The organism is Roseomonas populi, assembly GCF_024594815.1.
Taxonomy (GTDB): Bacteria; Pseudomonadota; Alphaproteobacteria; order Acetobacterales; family Acetobacteraceae; genus Roseomonas; species Roseomonas populi.
Window position 1 is genome coordinate 1 of the sequence record NZ_JANJOU010000042.1, and the last position, 12,736, is coordinate 12,736.

The 12,736-nt window shown below is 72.3% G+C and carries 13 protein-coding genes; 1 reads left to right on the forward strand and 12 read right to left on the reverse strand.

Features of this window, described 5'->3' with window-relative positions:
- The first annotated feature begins 426 nt into the window (after nt 1–426).
- Nucleotides 427–738, forward strand: coding sequence for a hypothetical protein (locus NRP21_RS27400; protein WP_257719431.1), 312 nt, complete (start codon nt 427–429; stop codon nt 736–738).
- A 65-nt stretch (nt 739–803) separates the two neighbouring features.
- Here the strand turns inward: NRP21_RS27400 and NRP21_RS27405 are convergent, their stop codons facing one another.
- The 12 genes from NRP21_RS27405 to NRP21_RS27470 form a co-directional block, all read right to left on the reverse strand.
- Nucleotides 804–1,313: a septal ring lytic transglycosylase RlpA family protein gene (locus NRP21_RS27405; RefSeq protein ID WP_257719432.1), complete on the reverse strand. Its 510-nt coding sequence runs from the start codon at nt 1,311–1,313 to the stop codon at nt 804–806.
- 202 nt (nt 1,314–1,515) lie between these two features.
- Nucleotides 1,516–2,871 carry a TldD/PmbA family protein gene (locus tag NRP21_RS27410; protein ID WP_257719433.1) on the reverse strand — a complete coding sequence of 452 codons (1,356 nt, stop codon included), beginning with the start codon at nt 2,869–2,871 and terminating at the stop codon, nt 1,516–1,518.
- A complete protein-coding gene (locus NRP21_RS27415) occupies nt 2,868–4,175 on the reverse strand; it encodes a M16 family metallopeptidase (protein ID WP_257719434.1) in 1,308 nt (435 codons plus the stop codon). Before NRP21_RS27415 ends, NRP21_RS27410 begins: the two co-directional genes overlap by 4 nt.
- Nucleotides 4,176–4,525: 350 nt before the next feature.
- Nucleotides 4,526–6,178 carry a hypothetical protein gene (locus NRP21_RS27420; protein ID WP_257719435.1) on the reverse strand — a complete coding sequence of 551 codons (1,653 nt, stop codon included), beginning with the start codon at nt 6,176–6,178 and terminating at the stop codon, nt 4,526–4,528.
- Nucleotides 6,175–7,077 (reverse strand): WxcM-like domain-containing protein, encoded by a 903-nt coding sequence (locus NRP21_RS27965; protein WP_308219940.1) that lies wholly within the window; start codon nt 7,075–7,077, stop codon nt 6,175–6,177. The genes NRP21_RS27420 and NRP21_RS27965 overlap by 4 nt, the downstream gene beginning before the upstream one ends.
- Nucleotides 7,074–8,048: a glycosyltransferase gene (locus NRP21_RS27440; protein ID WP_257719436.1), complete on the reverse strand. Its 975-nt coding sequence runs from the start codon at nt 8,046–8,048 to the stop codon at nt 7,074–7,076. Before NRP21_RS27440 ends, NRP21_RS27965 begins: the two co-directional genes overlap by 4 nt.
- Nucleotides 8,049–8,115: 67 nt before the next feature.
- Entirely contained in the window at nt 8,116–8,826 is a 711-nt protein-coding gene (locus NRP21_RS27445) for a restriction endonuclease (protein WP_257719437.1), read from the reverse strand.
- Nucleotides 8,827–9,343: 517 nt separating this feature from the next.
- Nucleotides 9,344–10,045, reverse strand: coding sequence for a 7-cyano-7-deazaguanine synthase QueC (queC, locus tag NRP21_RS27450; protein WP_257719438.1), 702 nt, complete (start codon nt 10,043–10,045; stop codon nt 9,344–9,346).
- An 8-nt stretch (nt 10,046–10,053) separates the two neighbouring features.
- On the reverse strand, nt 10,054–10,590 hold the full coding sequence (locus NRP21_RS27455) for an NUDIX domain-containing protein (protein ID WP_257719439.1): 537 nt from the start codon (nt 10,588–10,590) through the stop codon (nt 10,054–10,056).
- Nucleotides 10,587–11,303 carry a 3-oxoacyl-ACP reductase FabG gene (gene fabG / locus NRP21_RS27460; RefSeq protein WP_257719440.1) on the reverse strand — a complete coding sequence of 239 codons (717 nt, stop codon included), beginning with the start codon at nt 11,301–11,303 and terminating at the stop codon, nt 10,587–10,589. Before fabG ends, NRP21_RS27455 begins: the two co-directional genes overlap by 4 nt.
- On the reverse strand, nt 11,300–11,713 hold the full coding sequence (locus NRP21_RS27465; protein WP_257719441.1) for a hypothetical protein: 414 nt from the start codon (nt 11,711–11,713) through the stop codon (nt 11,300–11,302). Before NRP21_RS27465 ends, fabG begins: the two co-directional genes overlap by 4 nt.
- Nucleotides 11,710–12,471, reverse strand: a complete 762-nt coding sequence (locus tag NRP21_RS27470) for a beta-ketoacyl synthase chain length factor (protein ID WP_257719442.1) — start codon at nt 12,469–12,471, stop codon at nt 11,710–11,712. The genes NRP21_RS27465 and NRP21_RS27470 overlap by 4 nt, the downstream gene beginning before the upstream one ends.
- Between the last annotated feature and the right edge of the window lie 265 nt (nt 12,472–12,736).

Sequence of the window (12,736 nt, forward strand, 5' to 3'; positions counted from 1 at the left end):
CGAGACGACACCCCCGCCAGCGCCGCCAGCCGCCGAGCCGCCACCGCGCGAGACGACGCCACCCCCGCCCCGGCCGCCCGCCGAGCCCCCCGCGCGGGACGCGACGCCTTCGCCCGCCGAGCCTCGGCAGCCGGCTCCGGAGCCCGCCGCTCCTGGCAGCGGCAGGCCCGACTAGCCGGCCCCGCGTCACGCGCATGGCAGCCAAGCCGTTCGGCGGCTTCGCCTGACGCTTGGCCTGCCGCGCGGCGGGCCATACGATCCCTCTCATGTTCTCTTCTCGAACCCTGCGCGGGCGCCGAATGCGCCGAATTACCCGCCCGGTCGCCTGACCGGCGCGCGGGCCAGGGGGTGATCCCCGGTCCAGGGGCGCGCGGGCGGGCGGCCGGGCCAGCTGCCCCCGCCCCTTCGAGAAGAGATCCGTTTCCCATGTTCGATGCCGTTCCCGGCGCCCTGCTCGCTCCCGCCCCCGTCGTCGTGGAGGAGGGCGAGCGTCACCTCGCCATGCGCTACCTGCTGCGCGCCGAGCCCTCACCGGGCCTGCTGCCGCGCCTCCTCCAGCCCCTGGCCAAGCGCGACCTGACGCCGGAGCGCCTTCGCGCGGCGCGGGAAGGCGCGGCCATGCGGGTGGAGATCTGCGTCACCCTGCCGGAAGGCATGATCCACCTTGTGGCCGGCAATCTCCGCTCCGTGGTGGGCGTGACGCGGCTCGAGGTGGAGCAGGGACGCGTGGCGGGCTGATCGGCAGGGCGCGACAGGCGCCTTCCGCGGGCTCCGGGGGATTACCGCCGGGCCCCGGCCGGTGATCAGTCCTGGGGCCGGTCGCTGAGTGCGGGCGCGGCCACGGCACCCGCCATGCGCGTGCCCTCGCCGAGCCGGATGGTGCCGTCCGCCTGGGGCACGGCCAGCGGGGCCACCAGGATTTCCGCGCTGCTTCCCGTCACGCCCAGGGCGCGGGCCACAGGTGGGGTGATGTCCAGCAGGCGCCCCTCGCTGTCCGGGCCGCCGGGCTGGACCAGAACCATGGTGGACCGCCCGTTCTGAAGGTTCTGCACCCGGGCGGTGGTGCCCCGGGGCAGCACGCCACTGACGCCCACGGCCGCCGCATTCGCCAGGGCGGGGGTGTTCAGTACCCGGGCCTGGGTCTGCCGCGCCTTGCCGGAACGGTCCGCGGAGCGCGCAGGGGCGGGCGCCGCCCGCGGCGCGACCTCGATGATGGCGCTGGGCGCCTGTTCCCGTGGCGCGGCGAGCAACGGGCAGGCCTGCAGGATGCAAACCGCCGCGATGACCAGCCCTGCCGCCCCGCGAGAAGACATCACAACCCCCGAACCCCATGCGCCCGGGCCCGCCGCCCGGTCCGTCCTCTCCCCCCGGAGAAGCGGCGGCGGCACCGCGCGAAAGGCAATTCTACGCCGGTCCGGGCGCCGTGGAACCTCACGAGTGAGGCATGCCCGGCAACGACGCTCCGGCGTGTCCCGGACGGCACGCACCGGGCCCGCCAGGCCGGTCAGATGGCCGTCACGCCCCGGCCATCGTCAGCCCGTCGATCCGCAAGGTGGGGCTGTCCGTGCCCCGCCGGAAGCGCAGGTCGTTGGCGGGGGTGATGTGCAGGAACATCTCCCGCAGGTTCCCGGCCAGGGTCACGCCGGAGAAGGGCTCGGCCAGTTCCCCGTTGCGGATCATGAAGCCGGAGGCGCCGCGGCTGTAGTCGCCGGTGGTGGCATTGATGCTGCTGCCGATCATCTCCGTGACGTAGAGGCCCTCGGCGATGTCGGCCATCAGGGCCTCCGGCGTCAGCGCGCCCGGCTCCAGCCACAGGTTGGTGGTGGAGGGAGAGGGCGGGCCGCCCACCGCGCGGCTGGCGCGGCCGTTGGACGCGAGGCCGAGCTGCCGGGCGGACCGCCAGTCGAGCAGCCAGTGCTGCAGCACCCCGTCCTCCACGATCGCCAGCGGCGCGGTCGGAATTCCCTCGGCATCGAAGGGGCGGGAACGGGGGCCGCGCGGGCGGGTGGGGTCGTCCCGCACGGTCAGGCCGGGGGCCATGATCCGCTGGCCCATGCTCTCCCGCAGGAAGCTCGTGCCGCGCGCGACGGAGGCGCCGTTCGCCGCGCCCGTCAGGTGGCCGAGGATGGAACCGGCCACGCGCGGATCGTAGAGCACGGGCAGGCGGGCGGTGGCGGGGCGGATCGGGTTCAGGCGGCGCACCGCCCGCTCCCCGGCGTTGCGGCCCAGGGTCTCCGGCTCGTCCAGCTCCGAGAGGTGGGTGGCGGAGGCGTAGTCGTAGTCCCGCTCCATCCCCGTGCCCTGGCCGGCGAGCGCCGTGACGGAAAGGCTGTGGCCGCTGCGGGTGTAGGTGCCGGAGAAGCCGTTGGAGGCGGCGAGTGCGATCACCGTGCGCTGCCAGCCGGCATCCGCGCCCTCGGAATTTGTCACGCCAGGGATGGCGCGGGCGGCCTCCTCCGCGCGGCGGGCGCGGGCCGCCAGGGCGCCCACGTCCGGCTCCACACCGTCGTCCATGTCCAGCGGCAGGTCGGCGAGGGACGGCACCATGTCCGGCAGGAAGCCGAAAGGGTCCTCCGGCACGGCGCGCGCCATGGCGACGGCGCGCTCGGCCAGGGCGGCGAAGCCGCGCGGGTCGGTCTCCGTGGTGGAGACAATGGCTTGGCGCCGCCCGACGAAGACGCGCAGGCCGATGTCGAAGGCCTCGGAGCGCTCGACCTGCTCCACCTCGCCCAACCGCATCTGCACCGAGAGGGAGGCGCCGGCGGCCAGCATGGCGTCCGCCGCATCCGCCCCCGCCGCGCGGGCAGCGGCGACCAGCCCGGCCAGCGCCTCCCGCGGGTCCGCCACGGAAGGTTCGACCGTCGCGCTCACGCCGCCAGCCTCTCGGCCACTTCCGGAAGATGCGGCACGCGGCCCGCGGGGCCGAGGGCGGCAAGGGTGGGCGGGGCGCGGAAGGTGCGTGCGGCGGCGGCCTGCACCTGCTCCACCGTCACCGCGGCGATCTTCGCCTTCGTCTCCTCTACCGGGATCAGGCGGCCGTGGACCTGCAGCTGCCGCGCCAGCTGCTCGCAGCGCGAGCCCGTGGATTCCAGGGACATGAGGACGGAGGCGCGCAGCTGCGCCTTGGCGCGGGCCAGCTCCTCCTCCGTCACGTCGCGCTGCACGCGGCGCAGTTCCTCCAGCGTCGCGGGCATCAGCTCCGCCGCCTGCTCCTCGCCCGTGCCGGCATAGACGGTGAAGAGGCCGGCATCCCGGTAGGGGGAGTGGAAGGAATAGACGGAATAGACGAGCCCGCGCTTCTCCCGGATCTCCTGGAACAGGCGGGACGACATGCCGCCGCCGAGGATCGTGGAGAGCAGCATCGTCGGGTAGTGCATCGGGTCGCCATAAGCAGGCCCGGGGAAGCCCAGCAGCAGGTGCACCTGATCCAGGTCCCGCTCCTCCCGGAACTCGCCGCCGGTGTAGCGGGCGGGCTCGGCGCTGTGCCCGTCGATGTTCGGCAGGTCGGCGAAGTGGGTCTTCACGAGATCCACGAGGTTGTCGTGGTCCACCGCGCCGGCGGCCGCCACCACCATGCGGGAGGGGCCGTAGTGCCGGCGCATGTAGCCCGTCAGCGCCTCGCGCGGCAGCGTCTCAATGATGGAGGCGGGCCCCAGCGTCGGGCGGCCCATGGGCTGGCCGGCGAAGGCCGTCTCCTGGAAGTGGTCGAAGACGATGTCGTCCGGCGTGTCGTTCGCCTGCCCGATCTCCTGCAGGATCACCCCGCGCTCCCGCTCCACCTCCTCCGGCGCGAAGGAGGAATGGGTGAGGATGTCGCCGAGGATGTCGGCCGCCAGCGGCAGGTCCTCCTTCAGCACCTTGGCGTAGTAGGCCGTGGTCTCCCGCGCCGTGTAGGCGTTCAGATGCCCGCCTACGTTCTCGATCTCGCGCGCGATCGCGGCCGCGTCGCGCCGCTCCGTGCCCTTGAAGGCCATGTGCTCGAGAAAATGGGAGACGCCGTTCTCATGCGCCTCCTCGTCCCGCGTGCCCGTGTGCGCATAGGCGCCGATGGAGGCCGTCTCCACCCGGGCCATGGTGTCGGAGACGACCGTGAGGCCATTGGGCAGGCGGGTGAGGCGCACGGCGCCACCATTCGCGGCGGGATCGGTGGCGGCGGCGAGGATCTCTTCGGTCATTCGGCGGGGGCGGCTTCCAGGGGACAGAGCGTTTCAGCCCGTGAATGTAGGGTGTCCGGAGGCCCGGTGCGAGGCTGGGTCATTCTGGTGGCCCCCAAGGGGCTCTGCCCCTTGGATCCCCGCCAGGAGGCTGAGCCTCCTGGACCTGCATTGGGCTGCCGCGGGGACTGACTTGAGACGGGGTCTCCGGTGAAGGGTCCAGTCCTGCCCTTGCAGTCGCCTCGGCTCCACGAGCCGAGGCGCACCGTCAGCGAAGATCAGACCAACTCATAGAAGAAGATGATGGATAGGGGTCCGGGGAGAGGAAGAATTCCTTCTTCCTCTCCCCGGGACAGACCGTCAGCCGAAGATCAGGGTGCCTGCCGAACCGGCGCACTACGGCGCCAGGTCACGGGATAGGGTGCCAAATCCGCCGCGCCCAGTTCCGTCGGCGCGGTCAGTTGCCGCCCATCGAAGCGGAGGAACCGGATCTGGTCGTAGGGGACGGCCGCTCCTCCGCCGATCCGGAGGTTGGTGGCTTGGGCATCCTCCATTACCACGCGGCCCCAGGGCTCCGCGTCCCATCCCGTCGGGTGGTTCGCCCAGAGGACGCGCAGGCCGAAGTCCCGCCCCGGCCACCAGACGGGGGCGACGCGGTAGGACATGATGTCCGGCGTGACGAGGAAGACGCCGGGGTCGACGAGGACGACGAAGTTGGCCGGCTGTCCGGCGGGCACGCGGGCGCCCAGCGCCTCCATACCGGCCCGCAGTGCCTTCTCGTTGGCGGAAGCGACGCTCTGGCGGTTGTTGTAGCCGAGGCAGGCGACGAGCAGCCAGGCCGCTGCCACCCCGCCCACCGCCGAGAGCCCGGCCCGGCGCAGCCAAGCGGGCAGGAAGGGCAGCAGCCCAAGGACCAGCGCCGCGCCGCCCGTCCAGAGCAGGGGCATCCAGGCTTGCTCCACCATCGGCCAGCGCATGCCGACAGACCAGGTGCCAGACATGGATTCGATCAGAAGCGTGGGAAGGACAAGGCCGAAGGCAACGGCCAGCACCACCGCCGCGTCGCGCGCCCGCACCGGCTCCTGCCTCCGCAGGGCGAGGAAGTGGAGGCCCGCCATGCCGATCCCGAACAGGGCGCCCAGCGCCAGGGCGCGCCAGCCCAGCGTCTGCTGCGCCGCCGCCACATAGCCATCATAGCGGGAGACGGAGAGGGCGGCCTTGAGAGAGGCGGGCAGGTTCTGCAGCAGCAGCCCCGGCTTCAGCTCGTAATAGGCCGCCAGGGCGGGATTCTGGGTGGTCTTCCAGACCAGGACGAAAGCCCCGAGCAGCAGGGCGTAGGGCAGGGTTTCCAGCACAGCCCCGAGCAGCCGGCGGAAGGAGCCGGCGCCGGGGCTCGCGGGGTGGAGCAGCGCCAGCAGCCCGATCCCGACCACAGCACCGACCTGGAAGGTGTAGCTGCCGAAGGCGACGAACCAGAGCACGAGGGAGAGCCCGTACCAGCCCGGCGCGCGCCGCCCACCCCGCACCCAGGCCGCAAAGGTGGCGACGGAGAGGCAGCTGAGCGACAGGGCGCCGACGAAGTTCCAGGCGATCTCGTCCGGCGTGGGATGCAGCACCCAGGCGGCGGCCAGCATCCCTGTGGCGAGCGCGATGCCGCGCGCGCGCCCATCGGCCACGCCGCGCACCATGAGATAGGAAGAGACGCCGAGCAGCGGCCCCATCATCAGCCGCACCAGATAGGCCCCGTTCGCGCCGTTCGTGTAGAGCGACTGCGCCAGGATGTACCACCAGGGCGAGAGCGGGTTGCGGTCGTTGAAGGTCCAGAAGGTCTGGGCGCGGGCTGTTGCGTTGGGCGAGGAGAGGATGAGAAGCCAGTTATAGTCCTCGCCCATCGCGATGATCCGTAGCCCGAAGGGCAGCCCCATCCGCCGCAGCAGCGCGAAAAGGGCGATGCTGGCCACCGAGGCGAGGGCGATGAGCGCGAGGTCGACGAGCAGGCCACGCCGGTCCATGGAACGGATCACCCTCCGCGCTCCTCCAGCCAGGACAGGTAGTCCGCCATTCGCTCCTCCGGGTCGTAGGGCTCGCTGGCCAGCACGAGGAGGGCGGCGTCCGAGGTGTGGGCATATTGCAGGGTCCAGACCCCTGGTGGAACGTGCAGCCCCGTGTCCGGCCCCTCCAGCCGCACGGCAAGGCGCCGCCGGCCGTCATCCATGGCGATCGTCACCGCGCCCTTCGTCGCGACGAGGAACTGGTGGGACCGGCGATAGGCCCCGCCGCCGCGTGCCCAGCCATCCGGCGCGCCATCGATCACGTAGAGGCGGCGCGGCGTGAAGGGCAGCGAGGATTCCAGCGGCCAGGGGGAGAGGCGGCCGCGTGAATCCCGGTGGGACTCCGTGGTCAGCACGCGGCAGGGCCCATCTTCGGGGAGGGCGCGCGCCGGAACCGCCGCCTCCACCCCGGCATAGCCGACGATGCGCGCGGGGTTTCCCACCACCACCGCATTGGCCGGCACATCCGCCGTGATCACCGTGCCCGCCCCTACCATGGCCCCCGGCCCGACCGTCAGCCCCGGCAGGATCGTGGCATTGGCGCCGATGGAGGCGCCGCGCCGGACCGTGGTGGGGGGCAGCGCATCCCGCTGCACGCGGCTGCGGGGGAACATGTCGTTGGTGAAGGTGGCGTTGGGGCCGATGAAGACGTCGTCCTCCACCCGCAGCCCGTCCCAGAGCTGCACGCCGCACTTCACCGTCACGCGGTCGCCGGTGACCACGTCGTTCTCGATGAAGACGCCGTCGCAGATGTTGTTGTCCGCGCCGATCACGGCGCCCGGCAGGATGTGCGCGAAGGCCCAGACCCGCGTGCCCTCGCCGATCCGCTCGCTCTCGCACAGCGCCTGGGGGTGGATGCGCGGCGGGTTCATGTCCTGTTTCCCCCGGTGGTCCCCGCGATGTGCCCGGGCGTCGCGTCGTTCGCCGCATGCCGCGCGACGATGGCGTTGGGACGGCCGCGCACGTTCTCGCTGATCCGCCAGACGTAGATGCCGATGATGCCGAGCGAGAGCAGGGACATGAAGCCGAAGAACAGCACGGCGATCATGATGGGAACGTATCCCTCCACGGGGATGTCGCGGAACAGCCAGGCGAGCAGCACCACCACCGCGCCGACGACCGAGAGGCCGCCACCCACCGCGCCGATGCCGACCAGCATGGTGATCGGCAGGTCGGAGAAGGCGAAGACGCTGTCCACGAAGTAGCGCACGCGCTTGGCGAAGACCCAGGCGCTCGTGCCCTTGGTGCGGGCGCGGCGGTCGTAGGGGATCTCCAGCCGGCGGAACCCAACCCAGAAGAGCTGGCCGATGAGGGAGCCGGAGCGCTCGTCCAGCGCGAGAAGGGCCGTTCGCACCGCCTCGTTGCAGCCGAAGATGTCCACCCCGCCCGCCGGCACCTCGCGGATGACGAAGCGCTTGTAGAGGCGCCAGTAGGTCTGGGAGAGGAAGCGCGAGAGGCCCGGGTCCTGGCGGGAGGCGCGGACGCCGAGGCAGAGGTCGGCCTCGTCCGCCCGCAGGGTCGCGAAGAAGCGCTCGGCCAGCTCCGGCGGCTCCTGCAGGTCCGCGGCCATCACGGCGAAGTAACGGCCGCGCGCCGCCGTCAGCCCCTCGCGGATGGCCGCGAAGGCGCCGAAGTTGCGGGACAGGGCCAGGAGCTGCGCGGGGAAGCCGAGATTTGGCAGGGCTGCGCGCAGCAGCGCCTCGCAATTGTCGGGGGAGGCATCGACGACCAGCACTGCCTCGAAGCCCGGCACCCGGGCGGCCATGGCCGAGAGCGCTTCCAGCAGGTCGGGCAGGTTTTCCTCGTTCCGATAGATCGGAACGATAAGGGAGCAGTCGATCATCCGGCCCGGCAGTCTCTGACGTTGGCCGCTCATAACAGCCGGGCCCGCGCCTGCAAACCGGAGAGCCCTACCCCGCCGGCCTCCGCGAGAGGTGGGGCGGCGCCGGGGGCGGCAGGGGAAGCGGGAAGGCGGTGCGGGACGCGGCCCGGTTCTGGCGGGGCGGATCGGCCGGCCCGGGCGGCACCTCCGGGAAGAGGAGGATGAACCCCGCCAGCAGCCCGGCCGGAACCAGGCCCCCACGAAGCCGCCGGACCTTCCCCTTGGCCCCCTTCTTCACCGGGCGGGCCTTGCGCGGGCGCGGGCCACGCGGCGGCGCCGCCTCCGGCTGCACCGGAGCCGCGGACCGCCGGAACAGCGCGTCCGCCCGCGCCAGGTCCGAGACGTGCAGCAGCAGCACGCCCACCCGCGCCGCCAGCGCGTGGGCAGCCGGGGTATAGGGGGCGTTGGAGACCACCGCCGCGCAATCCGCCCCGGCGAAGCCGCGCCCGGCCAGGGCCTCCTGCACCGCCCGGTTCCCGATCGGCCGCGCGTGCAGCTTGCACTGAAGTACGACGGAGCGCCCGCCTTTCCGGGCCAGGACATCCACCCCCTGATCGGCCGAGCCGCGACCGAGGACCACCGACCATCCGCGGGCCGCGAGAAGATTGGCGCAGTGGCGCTCGAACTCCCGCGGCGTGAGGCCGGCTGGCAGCTCCGGCTCCGCCCCGTCACCACGGAGAAGAAAAAGGACCGCAAGGGCGAGGAGCGCGACGGCAGCGAGCAGCAGCCCCGTTCCCATGACCTCTCCGGCCGGCCAGACGTCACCGGCGGGCCGCCGGGCGGCCTGTCAGGGCTTGCGACTCGGGGCAAGCGGCGCTGACAGGCCTATTAGGTGCCGTTCCTCACAAAACACTTCAACACCGCCCGGTAAGTCCGAACCGAGTTTTTCACCAATTGGATCAGGTATTTCACCCGCCCTAGGGCAGTAAGGGGTGGCTGAGACGGGTTTGCCCCTTCCTGCGCTGTCCGGACCCAGGGGGCGCTGCCCCCTGGAACCCCCGGGCAAACGCGAAGCGTTTGTCCCGAGCCAGGAGCCTGAGACTTCTGGACCTGCATCGGGCTGCCGCGGGACTGACTTGCGGCATGGGGCTGACCCGAGGGGCCTCATCCTGCCCTTGCAGTCGCCTCGGCTCCATGAGCCGAGGCGCACCGTCAGCGAAGTTTAGACCAACTCATAGAAGAAGATGATGGAGAGGGGTCCGGGGAGAGGAAGAATTCCTTCTTTCTCTCCCCGGCCACAGACCGTCAGCGCAGGATCAGACTGCCTCAGCGAACCGCCGCCATCCCGCCGCGCGGAGTTCGCAGGCCGGGCAGGTACCGCAGCCGTGGCCCCAGGGATGCAGGGGCCCGCGTTCGCCACGGTAGCAGGTGTGGGTCTCTTCCACGATCAGCCGAACCAGCGCTTCTCCGCCCAGCTGTTGCGCCAGGCGCCAGGTTTCCGCCTTGTCGATCCACATCAGCGGCGTTTCCAGCACGAAGCGGGATTCCATGCCGAGGTTCAGGGCTGCCTGCAGCGCCTTGATCGTGTCGTCGCGGCAGTCCGGGTAGCCGGAATAGTCCGTCTCGCACATGCCGCCGACGATGCGGCGCAGGCCGCGGCGGTAGGCCAGCGCTGCTGCGAAGGTAAGGAAGATGATATTGCGCCCGGGCACGAAGGTGTTGGGCAGGCCGCCCGCCTCCATAGCGATGGCCACGTCGCGCGTCAGCGCCGTGTCGGAGATGTCGCCCAGCACGGGGATGGAGAGGGTGTGGTCCTCGCCCAGGCGCTCCGCCCATTCCGGCTTCATCGCGCGCAGGCCGGCACGCAGCGCGTCGCGGCACTCCAGCTCCACCCGGTGGCGCTGTCCGTAGTCGAAGCCCAGCGTTTCCACGCGGGCGAAGCGGTCCAGCGCCCAGGCCAGGCAGGTGGTGGAATCCTGCCCGCCGGAGAAGAGGACCAGGGCGCCTTCGTCCTGCATCGGCGCGCCTAGATCAGCCCCTTGAGGCGCAGCAGCCCGAAGGCGGCCATGCTCATCGCGTCCACGATCACGCCGTCGCGCAGCATCGCTTCCACATCGGCGAGCGGGAAGTCGCGGCACACCAGGTCCTGCTCCGTCGTCTCGCGCGCCGTCTCGCCGGGTGTCAGCTCAGTCGCGAGGAAGACGTGGCCGCGCTGGTTGCAGTAGCCGGCGCCCTGGAACATCTCGCCGGCATAGGTCATGCGGCCGGCAATCAGGCCGGTCTCCTCGCGCAGCTCGCCGGCGGCGATCTGGGCCGGGTCCGTGCCAGGGCGGGTTTCCCACATGCCCATCACGAACTCCCACATGCGGCGCTGCACGGGGTAGCGGAACTGCTCCACCAGCGTCACGCGGCCGTCCTGGATCGGCACCACCACCACGAAGTCGGAGCGCTCGACGACGCCGTAGAGGCCTTTGGAGCCGTCCTGGCGCCGGATGATGTCCTCGCGCACGCGCGTCCAGGGATTCTCGTAAGCCAGCCGCGTCGAGAGGGTCTCGATCGTCACGCCATTCCCCCGTTGATGGAGATCACCTGCCCGGTGATGTAGGCCGCGCGGGGGGAGGCGAGGAAGGCGACGAGGTCCGCCACCTCCTCCGGCCGCCCGGCGCGGCGCGCGGGCACCATGCTGCGGATCTGCTCCGGCGTGAAGGCTGCGGCGGCGGGGCTCTCGATCAGGCCGGGCGCCACCGCGTTCGCCGTCACGCCGCGCGGCGCGCATTCCATGGAAAGGGACTTCACCGCCCCGTGCAGCCCGGCCTTGGCCGCGGCGTAGTTCGCCTGGCCGCGGTTGCCCATGACGCCGGAGACGGAGGACACGGCCACGATGCGCCCGAAGCGCGTGCCGATCATCGGCAGCAGCAGCGGCCGCATCAGGTGGAAGAAACCGTTCAGCGAGACGTCCACCACCGAATGCCATTGCTGCGCGGACATGCCGGCCATCGGCGCGTCGTCATGCGTGCCGGCGTTGTGCACGGCCACCTGCACCGGCCCGCCTTCCAGCAGCGCGGCCAGCGCGGCCTCGCAGGCGGCCACGTCGGTCAGGTCGAAGGTCACCGCCTCCGCGCTGCCGCCGGTGGCGGCGATCTCCGCCGCCAGGGCACGCGCGCGCTCCGGGTTGCCGCTGGCATGGACGATCACGTGGTGCCCGTCGCGCGCCAGGGCGCGGGAGATGGCGGCGCCGATGGGGCTGGCACCGCCGCTGACGATCGCACGGATCATGGAGCTTCCGGGATGATGATGGCCGCCTGGCCGGAGAGCAGGATGCGGCCCCCCGCCGCCACCGTGAAGGCGTAGACAAAGCCCCGCGCGGCGCGGGAGAGGGCGCGCGCCTCCACGCGCAGGTCGGCGGCGATGTCGTCCAGCCGCTCCACCGCCATCTCCACGCCGCGCAGGCTGGCGAGGTAACCCGGCGGCTGGGCTTCGCCGCTTCCTGTCAGCGCACCGTGCGCCGCCATGGCCTGCAGCGCGTACTCCACGCCGCAAATGGCGGGCAGGATACCGTCCCGCAGCAGCGGATTGGCCGGATCTCGGTGCGAGGTAGCGGCGCAGGCGATGGCATCCGCGTCGTGCTCCAGCACGCGGTCCAGCAGCCGCATGGCACCGGCATGGGGCACGCGAGGCTCCGTCACGGCGCCCCCAGTTCCAGCACCACCGCCCCGCCATCGGCCAGCGGCAGACCGATCCGCCCGGCGCGCCCCGCCGCCAGCGCCTGGAGCAGCGGCAGCGCGCGCGCGGCGGGGTTGCCCGCCACCAGAGATGCCAGCGGCCCGGCCGCGCCTTCCGCCGCCGTCTCCACCAGGTCCACCGTCAGGGGCGTTCCCGCCCCATGCGTCTCCGGCACCAGCACCAGCGCGGCGGCGAAGGGCGCCTCGGTTGGGCGATGGGCCTGGAGCGGCGGCGGCAGCGGCGCGTCGTAGGCGCAGAACAGCACGGGCGCCCCCCGCGCGACGGTGGCGGCCGCGGCCTGCAGGAGACCCGAGGGAAAGCTGTCGTCGTGCCCGCCGAGGCTGACGGAGGGACGCATGGACCCCGCCGCGATCCCCCAGTACCCCGCCGCGGCGTTGTGCACGGAGTTGTGGAACTGCGTGGGGGAAATCGCCCCGTCCTCCGCCGAGAGCGCCTCCAGGATCGCCCCCACCACCGCCCCGTCGCCGTTGGAGGAAGCGAAGACCGTCTCCAGCTCCGCCGGCGGCAGGCCGGAGGCGGCCGCGGCCTCCGCAGCGGCGGCGAGCGCGAGCCGGACGGAGGCACTGGTGCGCCGCCGCTCGGTCGCGGGCAGCGCGGCGGGCGGCGGCAGGGCAACGGGCCCCGCCTCCCAGGCCGCCTGCCCCGCGAGGATGGGGCGGGAAGCCGCCCAGCCCGGCAGGCCCGGTCCGAGCAGGCCCACACCGGCAATCCTGCACCTCATGCTGCCGCGCCCTTGTCCTGGCGGGCCAGTGCCCGTGGCCCCGGGGGGCGCCGCCCCCTGGAACCCCCAGGGCAATCGCAAAGCGGTTGTCCCGCGCTGGGGACCCCGGCGGGAGTCCCCAGACCCCAGCGTTCGGGCTGCCGTGGATGCGCTGATCGAAGGGCGGCGGCGGATTCCGCGGCAGCCCGATGGAAAATGAGGAGAGGGGGTCCAGGGGGAGAGAATTCCTTCTCTCCCCCTGGGG

What these genes read in the sequence shown, in the direction of transcription:
- NRP21_RS27400 (WP_257719431.1), top strand. Translation starts at nt 427, where the DNA reads ATGTTCGATGCCGTTCCCGGCGCCCTGCTCGCTCCCGCCCCCGTCGTC.
- NRP21_RS27405 (WP_257719432.1), bottom strand. Translation starts at nt 1,313, where the DNA reads ATGTCTTCTCGCGGGGCGGCAGGGCTGGTCATCGCGGCGGTTTGCATC.
- NRP21_RS27415 (WP_257719434.1), bottom strand. Translation starts at nt 4,175, where the DNA reads ATGACCGAAGAGATCCTCGCCGCCGCCACCGATCCCGCCGCGAATGGT.
- NRP21_RS27965 (WP_308219940.1), bottom strand. Translation starts at nt 7,077, where the DNA reads ATGAACCCGCCGCGCATCCACCCCCAGGCGCTGTGCGAGAGCGAGCGG.
- NRP21_RS27440 (WP_257719436.1), bottom strand. Translation starts at nt 8,048, where the DNA reads ATGATCGACTGCTCCCTTATCGTTCCGATCTATCGGAACGAGGAAAAC.
- NRP21_RS27445 (WP_257719437.1), bottom strand. Translation starts at nt 8,826, where the DNA reads ATGGGAACGGGGCTGCTGCTCGCTGCCGTCGCGCTCCTCGCCCTTGCG.
- queC (WP_257719438.1), bottom strand. Translation starts at nt 10,045, where the DNA reads ATGCAGGACGAAGGCGCCCTGGTCCTCTTCTCCGGCGGGCAGGATTCC.
- fabG (WP_257719440.1), bottom strand. Translation starts at nt 11,303, where the DNA reads ATGATCCGTGCGATCGTCAGCGGCGGTGCCAGCCCCATCGGCGCCGCC.